1 pseudogene is annotated in these 746 nt (G+C 39.4%); it reads right to left on the bottom strand.

The window, feature by feature from the left end:
- Positions 1–445: pseudogene (locus ACP45E_RS01405) on the bottom strand (methyl-accepting chemotaxis protein); the annotation flags it as partial.
- Between the last annotated feature and the right edge of the window lie 301 nt (positions 446–746).

The following is a 746-nucleotide window of genomic DNA, read 5'->3' as shown; positions in this document are numbered from 1 at the left end:
CGCCGATAAAGGTGGCAACCCAGTAGACAAAAATAGCAAAGGGCAGTGCCCAAAGGTAACTGAGTGCGAACGTTGTTTTTGCGTCACTTAGCATTGCATTGTATCGGGTCGAAAAGTTTTCAGTGAACTGGTAAAGGGAACCGGATTGATGCTGTTTGCTGACAGTAACAAGACCTTCTTTAAAGACTGGGTCTCTTAATGAAGAGGTATTGGAAAGTCCTTGTATCGTTTGAACGTCTACTTTTTCAGAAGAGAGAAGGCCAGAAAGCTTGTATTCTGCGGCCATGATCGATTGCTGTTCAAATTGTTCAATAGTACCAAAATAGCGAGCGCCACTGATGCAAGTTAATGTTGTGAGAAACAGGAAAAAAATCACCCACATTTTGTCGTTGATTGACATTTTAATAAACAAACGATCAATCGTTCGAAAATCTACTTCTTTCATAAATGGCTCCATCCATCGTAGTAATCGTGTATTTTACTACTTAAATTTCATTATTATTGAGTTGCGCGTCGCAAATTGTAAGCTATTTGTTGCTTCTGTTACATCGATTTAGTGATGCCAAGTGGTTTTATTCATGATTCACTTGTTATTTAAGTATTCACTCACTCGCTAATCATAGTGCAACTGGAAGAAAGGGTGTAAACGCAGGTATTTGGTTTTTTGTACTAAGGAAAGCCATTAGGAGGAGATGATATGGTCAATGGTATGCCAATCTGTGTTGCTGTTGCTGTTGCTGTTGCTG

It is taken from the genome of Vibrio genomosp. F10 str. 9ZD137, from assembly GCF_049974785.1.
Lineage (GTDB): Bacteria > Pseudomonadota > Gammaproteobacteria > Enterobacterales > Vibrionaceae > Vibrio.
The sequence above is the reverse complement of the archived record's forward strand: the minus strand, read 5'-3'. Positions and strand labels throughout refer to the sequence as shown.